The 14,339-nt window shown below is 55.2% G+C and carries 14 protein-coding genes; 9 read left to right on the top strand and 5 right to left on the bottom strand.

What is annotated here, in order from left to right:
* Window positions 1-32: 32 nt before the first annotated feature.
* The 6 genes from CU041_RS18160 (at window position 33) to CU041_RS18185 (ending at window position 6,313) form a co-directional block, all read left to right on the top strand.
* Window positions 33-1,565 carry an acyl-CoA carboxylase subunit beta gene (locus tag CU041_RS18160; RefSeq protein ID WP_068518238.1) on the top strand — a complete coding sequence of 511 codons (1,533 nt, stop codon included), beginning with the start codon at window positions 33-35 and terminating at the stop codon, window positions 1,563-1,565.
* Between the two features lie 30 nt (window positions 1,566-1,595).
* Window positions 1,596-3,596 (top strand): acetyl-CoA carboxylase biotin carboxylase subunit, encoded by a 2,001-nt coding sequence (gene accC / locus CU041_RS18165; protein ID WP_101247962.1) that lies wholly within the window; start codon window positions 1,596-1,598, stop codon window positions 3,594-3,596.
* A gap of 236 nt (window positions 3,597-3,832) precedes the next feature.
* Complete coding sequence (locus CU041_RS18170) at window positions 3,833-4,567, top strand: HAD family hydrolase (protein WP_068518236.1); 735 nt, start codon at window positions 3,833-3,835, stop codon at window positions 4,565-4,567.
* On the top strand, window positions 4,560-4,943 hold the full coding sequence (locus CU041_RS18175) for a DUF1244 domain-containing protein (RefSeq protein WP_197460795.1): 384 nt from the start codon (window positions 4,560-4,562) through the stop codon (window positions 4,941-4,943). The genes CU041_RS18170 and CU041_RS18175 overlap by 8 nt, the downstream gene beginning before the upstream one ends.
* A 27-nt stretch (window positions 4,944-4,970) precedes the next feature.
* On the top strand, window positions 4,971-5,285 hold the full coding sequence (locus tag CU041_RS18180) for an acylphosphatase (protein WP_101247963.1): 315 nt from the start codon (window positions 4,971-4,973) through the stop codon (window positions 5,283-5,285).
* Between the two features lie 173 nt (window positions 5,286-5,458).
* Window positions 5,459-6,313, top strand: coding sequence for a 5'-nucleotidase, lipoprotein e(P4) family (locus CU041_RS18185; RefSeq protein ID WP_068518234.1), 855 nt, complete (start codon window positions 5,459-5,461; stop codon window positions 6,311-6,313).
* 97 nt (window positions 6,314-6,410) lie between these two features.
* On the opposite strand, the gene CU041_RS18190 is transcribed toward CU041_RS18185, so the two are convergent.
* The 5 genes from CU041_RS18190 to amrB form a co-directional block, all read right to left on the bottom strand.
* Window positions 6,411-7,823 (bottom strand): FAD-binding oxidoreductase, encoded by a 1,413-nt coding sequence (locus tag CU041_RS18190; RefSeq protein ID WP_101247964.1) that lies wholly within the window; start codon window positions 7,821-7,823, stop codon window positions 6,411-6,413.
* 20 nt (window positions 7,824-7,843) lie between these two features.
* Window positions 7,844-8,839 carry an L-threonylcarbamoyladenylate synthase gene (locus tag CU041_RS18195; protein WP_101247965.1) on the bottom strand — a complete coding sequence of 332 codons (996 nt, stop codon included), beginning with the start codon at window positions 8,837-8,839 and terminating at the stop codon, window positions 7,844-7,846.
* Window positions 8,840-9,277: 438 nt separating this feature from the next.
* Window positions 9,278-10,093, bottom strand: a complete 816-nt coding sequence (gene cysQ / locus CU041_RS18200; protein WP_101247966.1) for a 3'(2'),5'-bisphosphate nucleotidase CysQ — start codon at window positions 10,091-10,093, stop codon at window positions 9,278-9,280.
* A gap of 97 nt (window positions 10,094-10,190) precedes the next feature.
* Window positions 10,191-10,568, bottom strand: a complete 378-nt coding sequence (locus tag CU041_RS18205; protein ID WP_170310299.1) for a DUF2750 domain-containing protein — start codon at window positions 10,566-10,568, stop codon at window positions 10,191-10,193.
* 1 nt (window position 10,569) lies between these two features.
* Complete coding sequence (gene amrB / locus CU041_RS18210) at window positions 10,570-12,039, bottom strand: AmmeMemoRadiSam system protein B (RefSeq protein ID WP_101247968.1); 1,470 nt, start codon at window positions 12,037-12,039, stop codon at window positions 10,570-10,572.
* Window positions 12,040-12,135: 96 nt separating this feature from the next.
* On the opposite strand from amrB, the gene CU041_RS18215 reads away from it, so the two are divergent.
* From CU041_RS18215 to CU041_RS18225, 3 genes are read left to right on the top strand one after another with little or no spacing between them, the layout of a single operon-like run.
* Window positions 12,136-12,795 (top strand): hypothetical protein, encoded by a 660-nt coding sequence (locus CU041_RS18215; protein ID WP_101247969.1) that lies wholly within the window; start codon window positions 12,136-12,138, stop codon window positions 12,793-12,795.
* Between the two features lie 21 nt (window positions 12,796-12,816).
* Entirely contained in the window at window positions 12,817-13,896 is a 1,080-nt protein-coding gene (gene amrS / locus CU041_RS18220; protein WP_233433170.1) for an AmmeMemoRadiSam system radical SAM enzyme, read from the top strand.
* A gap of 22 nt (window positions 13,897-13,918) precedes the next feature.
* Window positions 13,919-14,323: a (R)-mandelonitrile lyase gene (locus CU041_RS18225; RefSeq protein WP_101247971.1), complete on the top strand. Its 405-nt coding sequence runs from the start codon at window positions 13,919-13,921 to the stop codon at window positions 14,321-14,323.
* Window positions 14,324-14,339: the final 16 nt, after the last annotated feature.

A 14,339-nucleotide genomic window follows, 5' to 3' on the forward strand; every position in this document is an offset into this window, starting at 1 on the left:
CAAAACGCCTGATCACAGCAAGGAAAACACAAATGCAAGATATCGTCGCCAAGCTCGAAGCGAAACGCGCCGAAGCCGCCATGGGCGGTGGCCAGCGCCGCATTGATAATCAGCACGCCAAAGGCAAGCTCACCGCGCGTGAACGTCTTGATGTGCTGCTTGACGAAGGTTCCTTCGAAGAATGGGATATGTTTGTCGAACATGATTGTGTGGATTTCGGCATGACCGAAAACCGCATCCCGGGCGATGGTGTTGTGACCGGGCATGGCACGATCAATGGTCGTCTTGTGTTTGTGTTTTCACAGGATTTCACCGTGTTTGGCGGGGCGCTTTCGGGCGCGCATGCACGCAAGATCGGCAAGATCATGGATCAGGCAATGAAGGTCGGTGCACCGGTCATCGGCCTGAATGATTCGGGCGGTGCCCGTATTCAGGAAGGGGTCGAAAGTCTTGCCGGTTATGCCGATGTGTTTCAGCGCAATGTCGAGGCATCGGGCGTCATCCCGCAGATTTCGCTGATCATGGGGCCATGCGCCGGTGGGGCGGTTTACAGCCCGGCCATGACCGACTTTATCTTCATGGTCAAGGACAGCTCCTATATGTTCGTGACCGGGCCTGACGTGGTCAAAACCGTGACCCACGAAGAAGTCACCCATGAACAGCTGGGTGGGGCATCGACCCATACCCAGATTTCCGGTGTTGCCGATCTGGCCTTTGACAACGATGTGGACCTGCTGTTGCAGACCCGTCGTTTCATGGATTTCCTGCCGCTTTGTAACAAGGAAGACCCGCCCGCCCATCTGTGCGAGGACCCGATCACGCGTGATGATTTCTCGCTTGATACGCTTGTGCCTGAAAACCCCAACATGCCCTATGACATGAAGGAGCTGATTACAAAGATCGTCGATGAAGGCGACTTCTTTGAAATTCAGCCTGACTACGCCAAAAACATCATCATCGGCATGGCGCGCATGGATGGCCGCACAGTTGGCGTGGTCGCCAACCAGCCGATGGTTCTGGCCGGGTGCCTTGATATCGATAGTTCGAAAAAGGCCGCGCGCTTTGTCCGGTTCTGCGATGCCTATAACATTCCGATTGTCACCCTTGTTGATGTTCCGGGCTTCATGCCGGGCACCGCACAGGAATATGGCGGGATCATCAAACATGGCGCCAAACTTCTTTATGCCTATGCCGAGGCAACGGTGCCCAAAGTCACCGTGATCACGCGCAAGGCCTATGGCGGGGCTTATGACGTTATGGCGTCCAAGCATCTGCGCGGTGATGTCAACTATGCCTGGCCAACCGCCGAAATCGCGGTGATGGGGCCAAAGGGTGCTGTGGAAATCATTTTCCGGTCCGACATGAACGACCCGGCCAAGATCGAAGCCCGCACCGAAGAATATCGCGAAAAATTTGCCAACCCGTTTGTCGCTGGTCGCAAGGGGTTCATTGACGATGTCATCATGCCGCACGGGACCCGTCGCCGTGTGTGCAAGGCGCTTGGCATGTTGCGCAACAAGGACATCAAGAACCCGGAAAAGAAACACGGCAACATTCCGTTGTAAGCCGCCAAGACAAATTGGGAGACAGAAAGAATGTTTAGCAAAATCCTGATTGCCAACCGCGGTGAAATTGCCTGCCGTGTGATCAAATCAGCCCGCAAAATGGGCATCAAAACCGTTGCGGTTTATTCCGATGCGGATAAAGCCGCCCTGCATGTGCAGATGGCCGACGAGGCCGTGCATATCGGCCCGGCACCGAGCAACCAGTCCTATCTGATCATTGATAAGATCATCGAGGCCTGCAAATCCACCGGGGCCGAGGCCGTTCATCCGGGCTATGGCTTCCTGTCGGAAAACCAGGCCTTTGCCAAGGCGCTTGATGCCGCCGATATCGCCTTTATCGGCCCGCCGAACGGCGCGATTGCCGCCATGGGTGACAAGATTACCTCCAAGAAAATCGCTGCGGACGCCGGGGTTTCGACCGTTCCGGGCTATATGGGTGTCATCAAGGACACTGATGAAGCGATCAAAATCGCCAATGAAATCGGCTATCCGGTGATGCTGAAAGCATCGGCGGGCGGTGGCGGAAAGGGCATGCGCATTGCGCGCAATGACGCCGAATGCCGCGAAGGGTTCGAACGTGCAACGTCGGAAGCCGCAAGCTCGTTTGGCGATGACCGCGTTTTCGTTGAAAAATTCGTCGAAGAACCGCGCCATATCGAAATTCAGGTGCTGGCCGACAAGCACGGCAATGCGATCTATCTTGGCGAACGTGAATGTTCCATTCAGCGCCGCCATCAGAAAGTCGTCGAAGAAGCGCCGTCACCCTTTATCGATCCGGCAACCCGCAAGGCCATGGGCGAACAGGCCGTGGCTCTGGCGCGCGCGGTGGATTATTGCTCGGCCGGGACGGTGGAATTCATTGTCGATAAGGACAAGAATTTCTACTTCCTTGAAATGAACACCCGTCTTCAGGTCGAACATCCGGTGACCGAACTTGTCACCGGGCAGGATCTTGTCGAATGGATGATCAGGATCGCCGATGGTCAGGAACTCACCCTTAAACAGGATGACGTAACATTGACCGGCTGGGCGATGGAAACCCGCGTCTATGCTGAAGACCCGTTCCGTGAATTCCTGCCCTCTACCGGGCGTCTGGTGAAATATCAGCCGCCCGCCGAAAGTGCGACGGTGCGTGTTGATACCGGCGTCTATGAAGGCGGCGAAATTTCGATGTATTACGACCCGATGGTCGCCAAGCTGATCACCTATGGCGAAACCCGTGATCAGGCGATTGGGGAAATGCGCGCCGCCCTTGATGCCTATTACATTCGCGGCATTTCGCACAATATCCCGTTCCTGGCTGCTGTGATGGCCAACAAACGCTTCCAGGATGGCAATATCACCACCAACTTCATTGCCGAAGAATATCCGGACGGCTTTTCGGCCGATGATCTTCCCAATGAAGACCCGGCAATGCTTGTTGTTGTCGCGGCATACCTTAATCAGCGTTATGCCGAACGCAATTCCGGCATTACCGGACAGGTCAGCGACCATCCGATCAAGGTCGCCGAAAGCTGGGTCGCGGTAAGTGGCGATGAACACACCCCGTTTGATATCGAGTTTGATGGTGTTAACGGCGATTACATCGTCGCCATCGGCGATCGCAGCTATGGCGTGGTGTCGGACTGGAAAATCGGTGATCCGATGTTTGTCGGTGAAATCGACGGCGCGCCGGTTTGTGTGCAGATCGATATCGAAGGTGTTGGCTTCCGACTGTCATCAAACGGGGTGCAGCGCAGCTTCAAGGTTCTTCTGCCCCGGGTGGCAGAACTTCAGAAACTGATGCCGTTCAAAGCCCCGCCAGACATGTCGAACTTCCTGCAATCACCGATGCCGGGACTTCTGGTCAAGGTCTCCGTAACCGAAGGCCAAACCGTTCAGCCGGGCGAGGAACTTTGCATCCTTGAAGCCATGAAAATGGAAAACGTGCTGAAAGCCGAAAGCAAAGGTGTGGTCAAAAAAATCCATGCCGAACAGGGCGCAAACCTGTCGGTCGATGCCATCATCATCGAGTTCGAAAAAGACGAATAGATCGCCCGATCCCTCAAGGGTGATATCCGCACAAGGCGCTGGCGATCAAATCGCTGGCGCCTTTTCTTTTAACCTGTACAACCGCTTGCTTTTTCAACCCCTTTCGCAAGGCGATCACGCATATTAAATACAGACAACGGGGCTTTACGCCGGGTTTGCACTGCCATATGGTCGCAAATCGAGGCTGTACTTCCCGATGAATACGGCCATCCAATAACAAGAAACGAGGCGTGAATATGTACAAACTGATTGCTTTTGATGGCGACGATACCCTGTGGCACAACGAGCCACTTTTCCGCGAAGCCCATGTGCAGCTGCGCGAAATGCTAAGCCATTATGTCCCGGCCGATCAGGTTGATGACCGGCTCTATCAGGCCGAGTTGGCCAATCTTTCAATCTATGGCTATGGCGTTACCGGCTTTACCCTGTCGATGATCGAAACCGCGATCGAACTTTCCGACCGCAAGATCAGTGCCGAAGACATCCACAAGCTGGCCGAAATCGGCAAATCCATGCTGCGTGCACCGACCCGCATCATTGATGGCGCTGAAGATGTGCTTAAACGCTATGCCCATGATCCGAAATACAAGGTGGTCCTGATCACCAAGGGGGATCTGATCGCCCAGCAGCTCAAGATCGACCGGTCCGGGTTCGAAGACCTGTTTGACGGGATCGAGATTGTCTCGGAAAAGGACCCGCTGACCTATCGCAATATCTTTGGCCGCTATGGCGTGGAGCCCGAAGACGCGATCATGATCGGCAATTCGATGAAATCCGATATCCTGCCGGTGCTTGCGTGTGGCGGGTCTGCGATCCACATTCCCTATGAAATCACCTGGGTTCATGAAATGGTCGATCAGACCGAAATTGAAAACCAGAATGTCGTGACCGCCGAAAGCATTGCTGATGTTCCGGCCATGATTGAACAACTTGAACAACACCGCACTGCTGGGAGCATGGAACATGTCTGATTGCGCCGGTTCTGAAATGTCGACGGCGGCCGTTCTGGCCAATGGCCCGGCAGCCGATCTTGATCCGCAAACCAAACTGGAACTCGAAGCCGCGGCCTTTCGCGGGCTTGTGAAGCATCTTCAGGACCGCAAGGACGTTCAGAATATCGATCTGATGAACCTTGCCGGGTTCTGCCGCAACTGCCTGTCGAAATGGTATCTTGCCGCGGCCCGTGAACGCGGTGTGGCGATGGATTATGACGGTGCGCGCGAAGTCGTCTATGGCATGACCTATGACGAATGGAAAGATAACCATCAGGCCCCGGCAACCGACGAACAGAAACAGAAATTCGTCGATACCGCCCATCTGCATGCCAAAATCCCCGGTGCAAAGTAACCTGCGTCCGGGGGAAGGAGTGCGACCATGACCGACACACGCCCCGATCCAGCCACCGGCAAAGGCAACATATCCGTTCACGCCCGGATCGAAGGCCGGGTGCAGGGGGTATGGTATCGGGCCTGGACCGTTGAAGAAGCCCGCAAGCGCGACCTGACCGGCTGGGTGCGCAATCGCACCGATGGCACGGTCGAGGCGGTCTTTTGCGGGCCGGTGGACCGCGTGCAATCGATGATTGGGGCCTGTCACGAAGGGCCGCTTCATGCCCGTGTTGACCGCATTCACGAAGAACCCGCCCTGGAAGACGGTTTCACCGGTTTTGAAAAACGCCCAACCGCCTGACACCGCATCGCCACGCGGTCATGTGGCGCTATTGTCAAAATAACTTAATCAGCCTTTTTCGGTGCAATCGCCGAAAAAGGCTTTTTCTTTGATGCAGTGCGATGGCATTCTAGCGGCATCCTGTCTGTATGGTCAGCATCCATTTGGTCGGGAAATCAACAGGGAGAATACAAATGACCTTTATCGCGAAATCATTCGGTGTGGCTGCCATTGTTGCGACCACCGCCTTTTGCGCGGTTGGCGCGCAGGCGCAGGAACCGGCACAGAATGACGGTTTGAACGGAACGCTTTGGCTTCAGACCTCGGTCGAATACAAAACGACCGCCATGTCGGTCTATGCCGGTGCGACCCGTCTGCTGGACGCTGCTATTGGCGATCACAGCTGGACCGCCGCCCTTGAGCAGGACGGCAACTATATGGCCAAACCGCCGGCCGTGATCCTTGACGTTGATGAAACGGTTCTGGACAACTCGAAATATCAGGCATGGGTTGTAACGGAAAACACCTATTACAGCTCCAAGACCTGGGCGAAATTCGTTCATGACATGGTTTCAACCCCGACCCCGGGAGCACTGGAATTCACCAAGGCGGCTGCTGCCAAGGGTGTTGAAGTCTTCTATGTGTCAAACCGCAAGGCACCGGAAGAAGCCCCGACCATCGAAAACCTCAAGAAATACGGTTTCCCCTATGCCGATGAAAAACACGTGATGCTGCGCGGCGAGATCGAAACCTGGGGTTCGGCCAAGGCACCGCGCCGTCAGGCAGTTGCCGATGATTACCGTGTCATCATGATGTTTGGCGACAACTTTGGTGATTTCACCGACGATATCGATGGCACCATTGATGAACGTCTTGCCGTCATGGACAAATACGCGACCTATTGGGGGGAACGCTGGTTCATGCTGCCAAATCCGAGCTACGGTTCGTGGGAATCGGCGGCCTTTGGTGGTGACTGGGGTAAATCCGGTGGCGAACGCCGTCAGGACAAGCTCAATGCCATGGATCCGTGGGCAGGCCCGGGCGAATAAGCCCATATCAGCTTGACTAAAATGAAAGGGCGCCTGATCGGGCGCCCTTTTTGCATGGCCGGCCATGGGGCCGGTTGGATGGGGGGAAGAAGACCGCTCAGACGATCTTGCCGGGGTTCAGGCGATGATCCGGATCGATCGCATCCTTGATCGCATGCAGCAGTTTCATTTTCTCGGCACTGGCATAGCGCGCAAGCTCGTCACGTTTAAGTTGTCCGATGCCGTGTTCGGCGCTGATCGATCCGCCAAGATCGGCAACGATGTCATGAATGACGCTGTTGAGGCTTTCCCACCTGGCCAGATAGTCGGATTTCTCCATCTGGACGGGCTGGCTGAAATTGAAATGGATATTGCCATCGCCGACATGCCCGAACGGGCAGGGGCGAATGCCCGGGATCAATGCCGATGCGGCTGTGATACCGCGATCGAGAAGATCAGGCACCTTTGACACCGGAACCGACACATCATGCTTGATCGATCCGCCTTCAAACCCCTGTGCCTCGGGGATGCCTTCGCGGATGGCCCACAAATTGGCCCGCTGCTTTTCCGACTGGGCGATGGTGGCGTCTGTTGCCAGACCGATTTCAACCGCATTGCTTAAAAGATCAACCAGAAGCGTCTGCAAATCATCATTGGGGCGCGATGACGTCAGTTCAATCAGAACATGCCAGTCGGTTTGCGTGGCAAGCGGACGTGTCAGCCCCTTAAGGTAAGTGACCGACATATCATGGGCAAAGCCGCTGATCAGCTCGAACGCGGCAATGCCGTCGCCAGTATGGCGGCGTGCCAGTGCCAAAAGATCAATCGCGCAGGCCGGTGACGGTACGGCAAGCCAGGCGGTGGCAACATGTTGCGGCTGCGCAAACAGCTTTAATGTTGCCTTGGTAATGATCCCAAGCGTGCCTTCCGCCCCGATAAACAGATCACGCAGGTCATACCCGGTATTGTCCTTGCGCAATTTGGAAAGCCCGTTCCAGATGCTGCCATCGGGCAGAACAACCTCAAGCCCAAGACACAATTCGCGCGCATTGCCATACCGGATGACATTCAAACCACCGGCATTGGTCGCAAGGTTGCCGCCAATCTGGCAGGTGCCCTCCGCCCCAAGAGACAGCGGGAAAAGAAGATCATGTTTGGCACAGGCGTCCTGAATGGTTTGCAGGATCGCACCGGCTTCGACCGTCGCGGTGAAATCGCGATCATCAATTTCAATGATCCGGTTCATGCGTTTGAGATTAAGCAAAACCTGTCGCGGGCCGGCAACTGCCCCGCCACAGCGCCCGGTATTGCCGCCTTGCGGCACAATGGCGATATCATGTGCCGCACAGATCGCAACGGATTTTGCGACTTCTTCGGTGCTGGCCGGAAACAGGATGATTTCGGCCTTGCCTTCAAATTTGCCCCGGGCCTCGGCATTGTGGGATGCTAGAATGTCGGCGTCCGTGCTGATCCCCTTGGGACCCAGCAGGGTTTGCAATTCATCAATCACGCCGTCTGGCAGATGGGACATGGCAGCTTTCAGCTTTCCGGTCAGGGGGATGGATGGGGGGTGCGCGGGGCCGCTGCGCGTTTCATCCGGTCATTGATCGCAAGTCCAAGCCCGGTTTCGGGGATCGGCGCAATCGCAATGCCGTCAAAACGCGGCTGATCGGCTTCATGCAGCTTGGCAAACAGATTGGCCGCAGCTTCGCGGTCATCCCCGCTTTTCGAAAGCCACAAAACCGCATCAAATCCTTTGGTGTTGCAATCACCATATGCCAGCAGGATTTCATTGCCATATTTGGCGGGATTGGCGGTGGTGGCATCCAGACGCACCGGAAGGCCCGGCGCATAATGGCTGGTCAGCATGCCGGGGCTTTTGGGTGCTGTATCATCGGTTTCGGCCATCACGACGTCACAGCCAAGAATTTCCGCAACCTGTTCCCTGGTAATTCCGCCGGGACGCAACATCACCACCCGGTCCGTGGTCAGATCAATGACCGTGCTTTCAAGTCCGACCCCGCATGGCCCGCCATCAAGGATCATACCAATCGCGTTCCCCAGCGAATGGGCAACATGACCGGCCGTGGTCGGGCTGATGCGCCCGGACCGGTTGGCAGACGGGGCGGCAATCGGGCGGCCGACCGCGCGCAACAACTGACGTGCCATCGGGTGGGCGGGAACGCGCACCGCAATGCTGGGCAGGCCCGCCGTTACCAGCTCGCACACATCACTATCAGTCTGGCGCGGCAAAACAAGTGTCAGCGCGCCGGGCCAGAATGTTTCGGCCAGCTTGTCGGCACGGTCATCAAAGACGGCATGTTTGGCGGCGGCATCCCGGTCGGGGAAATGACTGATCAGGGGATTGAAGCTTGGCCGTTGCTTGGCGGCATAGATACCGGCAACCGCATCGGCATTTGTGGCATCGGCACCCAGCCCATAGACCGTCTCGGTCGGAAAGGCCACCAGTTCGCCCGCGCGCAGTTTCGCGGCAGCCTGGCTAAGGGCACCTTCGGAATAGGGTCGAATGGTCAATGCGGGTGACATGCAAGTATCCGTGAAAAGACAATCTACTCAGATACCTAGCTACGATCATGGCCAATGACAAGGAAGAACGCCCCGTTACCGTGCGATGACAGCCAAAAAAGAACTGCATATCAAGGATGAATTTGGCCCTAAACTTGGCCCCAAACAGCGCAGAGCCGCCATGAAATGGCGGCTCCAATTTACGCTCTAGCCCAATTTCGCCCCGCGGTGGTGAAACTGGACCGCGTCGCCGTGATTCCGGCGGCTATTTACGTCACCTACACTCTGTGTGGCGATAAATTCTGTATACTGCGAAATGGCGCAAAAGTCAACAAAACTGCGGGACAGGGGTGGTTTTGAACTGTTCAAAATCAAAGCGGCCTGTCACGGGTGCAATGCACAAATGACAAGCCGCTGATCATACGAATGAATTCGCAAATATCTGTGCTGCGCAGTAAATCAGTCCTGGTATTTTACCGGTACTGACGGGCTGCGGGCGATGAAGAACGGGTTGCGAAATTCGCCTTTTCCGTAAAGGAATCGGGAACCGTCCATATTTTCAACAACCCCGCCGGCCGCCGCCAGAACTGCATGACCGGCACCGATATCCCATTCCATGGTCGGGCCCAGGCGCGGATAAAGATCGGCTTCGCCCGCCGCAACCAGACAAAGTTTAAGCGAACTACCCGCCGGGCGCAGTTCCTTGACCGGAAGATCACCCAAAAATGCCTTCATGGCTTCGGGATCGCCATGCGAACGCGACCCGACGACAACCACGCCGTCCTCGGGCATGTCGCGCACGGTGATATTGGTCGTGACCGGGGCGGCATCGCCTTCGATCAGTTTCGCGCCATCCGGGCCACCGTAATACAGCTTTTCAATCGCCGGGGCATAGACCACGCCCAGAACCGGCTGGCCCTTGGCGATCAGCGCGACATTGACCGTAAACTCGCCATTACGCTTGATGAATTCCTTGGTGCCATCAAGCGGATCAACCAGCCAGAAAAAATCGGTCTCGCCATTCACATCGGGAACATCGCCCTTGGCCGCAGATTCTTCGGACACGATTTTGACATCCGGGGTAAGGGCGCGCAGCCCCGGCAGGATCACGGCCTCGGCGGCTTCGTCGGCTTCGGTGACCGGGGATGCATCATCCTTGGAACGGACTTCGAAATCGGTTTTATAGATTTCCATCATCGCCGCACCGGCTTTGCGCGCGATCTCGATCAATCCGTTTTCAAGCGCATCTGCGCTGGCAGGCAGGGCAATGGTCATTGCTGTCTCGTTCGTTGGCGTGAAAATGATGTTTGATGGGGATAGGGAATTTTACGCCCAAGGTCCAGCCCGCGTTTGGCATGCCTGGCAATTTAACCTATGTCCGGCCAAACTGTTTGGTCATCGCTGTCTTGAGCGCGCCGAGCAAATCCGCGCTCAGATCACCCGGCGCGACCAAAACCGGCGCAAGGGCGGGCGTGGGCGAAACACCGGCCATAATTCCGTTTTCTCGCCAATCGGGTACGATATGTTCAATGGCATCAATCAGGGTGATGGGCACGGGAATATGATTTGTCTGGATGCTGGCCCCCCAGCTTTGTGCATCCTCGCGGTTGGCAAAGACCGGGCAGAATGTTTGCCCATCACTGGTATGAAGCAACCAGCCATGATGATAAAGGCCCCAGAAGCCTTCCCATTTCGCCGCAAGTTCCAGAAAGTCGTCATATCTTGGATCGGGTGCCTGGTTGCTCGACATATCAGGCATCGCGCCAGAAACCGCTTGGTGTCACGTCACGGCCTGCGATGCCGCGCGTGATAAACCGCTGGGCTTGCATGGTGTTTGACCAGTAATCCATCGGCAATCCGGCCTTGCGTTTAAGATGGGCGACAAAGTCCCCGGGATCGGGCAACTGATCCCAAACCTGTGGCAGGAACAGGCCACGCCGATTGCCATCCGACAGGATGATGCCGTCTTCAAACGGGGTCAGTCTGGCAATCAGATCATCCTGGCTTTTGAACGGGAACGGGTGGGGCGGCGACAGGACCGAGATCGAAAGCTCAAGATCATCATTGATCTCGTCCTGTGTCAGACCGGCAAAGCGCGGATCACGAAACGCTGCCTTGAACGCGTTCTCACACAGATCGGTGGCAAGATCGGTGTGTGCAATGATCGACCCGATGCAGCCACGCAATTGCCCGGATTTCTTCAGCGTCACAAAACATACCCCCGGTGCGGCAAGGGCCGGTGCGACTTCGCCCGGCGATACATGCAATGGTGCGCCGGTTTCAAGCCCGTGCAGGATCGATTTGCGGCACAGATCAAGCATGGCCGGGCCATGGGCCTTGATCAGATCCTCGGTCGCCTTGGCGAAATTGTCTTCGGTGTTGTCTGGTGTGATCATCGGCTGGCTGCTTTCTTCATAAAGTGCCCAGGCGCCATAGCCGACGACGCGGGATTTATCCCCCGTGACATCACCGGAATTGCGCATGCCCAATGTTTCGATCCGCATTTTGCGCATTCGTGCCGACAGCAACATCCCCGCCACCGGAAGCGCGCCACAGGCATCATCGCTTCCGATATTTTCCGCATCGAAATTCTCGATCATGTTGCGCGTATTGCCATCCATGCGCCGGGCGGTGTCATAATCATGGAAATGTGACAGGTCCGATGAAATGACAATCAGGGTTTCCGGTCCACCCCACAGCTTTTCAATCACTTCATTGACCTGGCGCGGGCTGCACCGGCTGACCAGAAGCGGCACAATCCCGATATCTGTATTTTCGCCAAACAGGCGCTGGATAAACGGCAACTCGATCTCAAGCCCGTGTTCAAGCTTGTGCGCGTCATCTAGCATCTGAACTTGTGGCAGCGACAGGGCGGTTTGCAGGGCTAAAAGATCACAACGCATGGTGCCAAGCGGGGTGGCAAAACCATCGGCCTTGGCCAGTGCAATGCCCTGAAACGCCATGCGATGCGCCGGACCAATGATCAGAATGCGCTTTATCTGCCCCTTAAGGGCACGCACCGTGGCAAAGCCAAGGGCGGCAAGACTTCCTGAAAACATCAAACCGGCATGCGGAACAATGATCGCCTTGGGAATGGCCGTATTCTGCGCGGCATCGGCATGCAAGGCCGCACCCATCAGCCCGTCAATCTCGCTGCGCAAGAGATCGGCATCGGCCGGATAAAACGTCCCGGCAACAGCAGGCGGGCGGATGATGGTCATGGAGAATCTCGACTATGTTTCGGTTGTTCTCTCAATAATAAGAATATATAATATAGCGATATTTTTCCAGTTTATTGATTGTTTTGTCGAGGTTTTATGGAGAAGAAGCAAAAGGATCTGTCGTTTGATTTGGATGGCGCCGTTTTATTTTTCGACGATATAGATAAAATCTACAAAATATTTCAAACAGTTTCTGGTGATGTAGGTATAGAGACTGACGACTACAAATTTAAAAGTATTGAAGACCTGTATATAAACTTTAAGGGTCTGTCGGGCATGGACGCATTGGTCATAAGGTGCGGGTCGATTGATGATTTCTGTAGGATTCGAATATCAAAATACGGTGTTAGTTTTACTTGTGATCAGAAAAAAGGTGACCAATATTTAAAGGTAACAAATATTTTACGTCATAGTGTGCCGAAGTTAGATTTTCTCCGTAGATGGTATTTTTTTCAACCGGCTAATTTTATTTTTGTATTGTTCGCTCTGTTTCTTGAGCAGATAATTGATATTTTCGGTGTGACCAATGAAAAATACAGAGAGGTTTTGTTTTTTTCTGGTGTTTTTCTGGTTGCTATTTTTTGGATTCTGGCTTGCTACTGTTTTCTGTTTAGAAAGCCTGTGAAGATTAATCCTACTTGGCGATCAAAGAGGGAAAGTTTCTTTACTAGAAACAAGGATCAAATAGTTGTTCAAACTTTGACTGCTATTGTTGCTGCTTCATTAGGTTCGGTTTTTACTTACTTCTTGAAATGATTTAGTGGGAGAACGTGTGTGTTGACCGACACCGTCCCCGGCCGCTACTGGCATCTTCTTGAGGATGGCCGTATTCAGTGCGATGTCTGTCCGCGCTTTTGCAAGCTAAACGACGGGCAGCGGGGCTTGTGTTTTGTCCGGGCCCGCCTTGACGATCAGATGGTGCTGACGACGTGGGGCCGATCCTCGGGCTTTTGCATTGATCCGATCGAGAAGAAGCCGCTCAATCATTTCATGCCCGGCACCCCGATCCTGTCATTCGGCACGGCGGGCTGTAACCTGACCTGCAAGTTCTGCCAGAATTACGAAATCTCCAAGGCGCGCGAGATGGATAAGCTTTCCTCGCTCGCGACCCCGGAAATGATCGCCAAAACCGCCAAGGCCCATGGCTGCTCATCCGTCGCCTTTACCTATAATGATCCGGTGATCTTTCTTGAATATGCCGTCGATGTCGCCATTGCCTGCCGTGAAATGGGCTTGCGCACCGTGGCGGTGACGGCGGGCTATATTGGCGATGAGGCGCGTGTGGAATTCTTCCGACACATGGATGCCGCCAATGTCGATTTGAAGGGTTTTACGGATCGCTTTTATCATCAGCTGTGCTCGGCGCATCTGGATGACGTGCTGGAAACCCTTAAATATCTCCGCCATGAAACCGGTGTGTGGGTAGAGCTGACCAATCTTGTGATCCCGGGCGAGAATGATGGCGACGCCGAATTCCATGAAATGACGTCATGGGTCCATGATGAACTGGGTCCTGATGTGCCGATGCATTTTTCGGCCTTTCATCCCGACTGGAAAATGATGGATACCCCACGCACCCCGGCCGAAACACTGGTGCGTGCGCGCAGGATCGCCATGCAAAACGGCATCCGCTACGCCTATGTCGGCAACGTCCATGACAAAACCCATAGCAGCACCTTTTGCCATGGCTGTGGCGATATCCTGATCGGGCGGGACTGGTATCAGTTATCAGACTGGAACCTTGATACCCACGGGGCCTGCAAGACTTGCGGCACCCATTGCGCCGGCGTGTTTCAGGCCAACCCGGGAACCTGGGGGCCAAAGCGCCAGCCGGTGAAACTTCTTTCAAAAACGTGATAGGCAAAAAGGCAGGAACGTCATGGATATCAAGCGCGCAGGATCGCAAGCCTCGACCACCGGATCGCCGGAATATTTCACCGGCCGGGTGCGGATCGAACCGATCATAAGTGCTGCCGATCCGGCACGGGTGGCAGCGGCCAATGTGACGTTTGAACCCGGCGCACGCACCACATGGCACACCCATCCGCTCGGCCAGACCATCATTGTTACGGCCGGGGTTGGCCGGGCACAGCGCGAAGGCGGCCCGGTCGAGGAAATTCGCCCCGGTGATATCGTCTGGTTCGAGCCCGGCGAAAAGCATTGGCATGGTGCCGGGCCCGAAACGGCCATGACCCATATTGCCATTCAGGAAAAACTGAACGGATCGCCGGTTGACTGGCTGGAGCCGGTCAGTGACGAAGATTACCTTGGCACCGGCGCCTGACAATCATGACGTTTTT

Origin of the sequence: Thalassospira povalilytica (genome assembly GCF_002844235.1) — a bacterium.
Classification (GTDB): Bacteria; Pseudomonadota; Alphaproteobacteria; order Rhodospirillales; family Thalassospiraceae; genus Thalassospira; species Thalassospira povalilytica.

Bases quoted from the DNA above. Each gene is read 5' to 3' on its own strand.
- CU041_RS18180 (WP_101247963.1), top strand. From the start codon at position 4,971: ATGACCGACACACGCCCCGATCCAGCCACCGGCAAAGGCAACATATCC.
- CU041_RS18225 (WP_101247971.1), top strand. From the start codon at position 13,919: ATGGATATCAAGCGCGCAGGATCGCAAGCCTCGACCACCGGATCGCCG.
- cysQ (WP_101247966.1), bottom strand. From the start codon at position 10,093: ATGACCATTGCCCTGCCTGCCAGCGCAGATGCGCTTGAAAACGGATTG.
- CU041_RS18215 (WP_101247969.1), top strand. From the start codon at position 12,136: ATGGAGAAGAAGCAAAAGGATCTGTCGTTTGATTTGGATGGCGCCGTT.
- CU041_RS18160 (WP_068518238.1), top strand. From the start codon at position 33: ATGCAAGATATCGTCGCCAAGCTCGAAGCGAAACGCGCCGAAGCCGCC.
- accC (WP_101247962.1), top strand. From the start codon at position 1,596: ATGTTTAGCAAAATCCTGATTGCCAACCGCGGTGAAATTGCCTGCCGT.
- CU041_RS18195 (WP_101247965.1), bottom strand. From the start codon at position 8,839: ATGTCACCCGCATTGACCATTCGACCCTATTCCGAAGGTGCCCTTAGC.
- amrB (WP_101247968.1), bottom strand. From the start codon at position 12,039: ATGACCATCATCCGCCCGCCTGCTGTTGCCGGGACGTTTTATCCGGCC.
- CU041_RS18170 (WP_068518236.1), top strand. From the start codon at position 3,833: ATGTACAAACTGATTGCTTTTGATGGCGACGATACCCTGTGGCACAAC.
- CU041_RS18175 (WP_197460795.1), top strand. From the start codon at position 4,560: ATGTCTGATTGCGCCGGTTCTGAAATGTCGACGGCGGCCGTTCTGGCC.
- CU041_RS18205 (WP_170310299.1), bottom strand. From the start codon at position 10,568: ATGTCGAGCAACCAGGCACCCGATCCAAGATATGACGACTTTCTGGAA.
- CU041_RS18185 (WP_068518234.1), top strand. From the start codon at position 5,459: ATGACCTTTATCGCGAAATCATTCGGTGTGGCTGCCATTGTTGCGACC.
- CU041_RS18190 (WP_101247964.1), bottom strand. From the start codon at position 7,823: ATGTCCCATCTGCCAGACGGCGTGATTGATGAATTGCAAACCCTGCTG.